Consider the following 1,023-nt stretch of genomic DNA (forward strand, 5'->3'; position numbering starts at 1 on the left):
CTCATCGACCCGCAACGCCGTGCCGCGCATCCCGCCCCCGAATCAGTACGTCATCATGATCATCTCATGTGATGCACTGACTCCTTGAAACCGCCAGGGCCAAGCGAGGCGGCGGACTCATGCCCTTGTCCCAACCGAGGTGGTAGCGATTCTGCGCGAGAACCAAATGACGATCGTCTCCCATGGCAACGCCTGGGACTTGACCCTCACATCTGATCGCCTGTAGCACACGGGCGAGCCAAGCGCAATCCCCCACCGGAGACCCCGTGGGGGATTAACGTGTCCGAGTAATCGATACCGCGACCCCACAGTCGCAATCCATGGAAGACGATGTAGTCATCAGCTGTGGAGGGTAACCGCTCGGTGCATCTACCGAGCTTTCCGACGACGCGACGCGTTATGGTCAGACGAGTAGTCTCTTATCCCGACCTGTGGTCGCAAGCCACTTAAGGATCTGGCCAGGCACTGGACCGTGGCGTGGTTGCGTGGTCCCTGAACGCTGTCATCCGGTCGCTCATACCGCTGTATCCGATTCTTCCCGCAGACAGCGTGCCCGCACTTAGCGGGCTCTTGGCCAGCGTCCCATGCGATGGCGTGCGACTCCGAAGTTGGGCACCAGCCAATCGGCTCGTGCCGTACTTCCGTTCATCAAAACGGTACACCCGCCCTCGAACAATCGCACTGAGCGTTACTTCGCATGCCACTCCAACTTGCAGGAAGCGCGACAGATGGATGGACCGCATTATGGTCACTGTCAAAGGATCCGGGCGGGGATTTTGTACTCCTTGCAAAGGGCGAGGAGCCCCTGAGCGTCGATAAGCTGCATGGGCTTGCCGTTTGCAAATTCGTAGCTACTCGGCCCGAATCCGCTGGTGGTGATGAGGATGCCGGTCGTGGCACCCTCGTGTTGCATGGTGCCATATAGGTCCACTGCCATAAACTCAAGGCCGGTTGGCGATGATTGGTCCGTATTTAGGTGGCCTGGGGTTCGGGGTGGGGTCGGTGCCCGGATGTGAAGAAGCT

General features: G+C 59.3%; 1 protein-coding gene. It reads right to left on the reverse strand.

What is annotated here, in order from left to right:
- Positions 1-754 precede the first annotated feature (754 nt).
- On the reverse strand, positions 755-1,023 hold a 269-nt coding region (locus ABZ807_RS33410; protein ID WP_357167191.1), incomplete at its 5' end, for a restriction endonuclease.

It is taken from the genome of Micromonospora sp. NPDC047548 (assembly GCF_040642975.1).
Taxonomy (GTDB): Bacteria; Actinomycetota; Actinomycetes; order Mycobacteriales; family Micromonosporaceae; genus Micromonospora.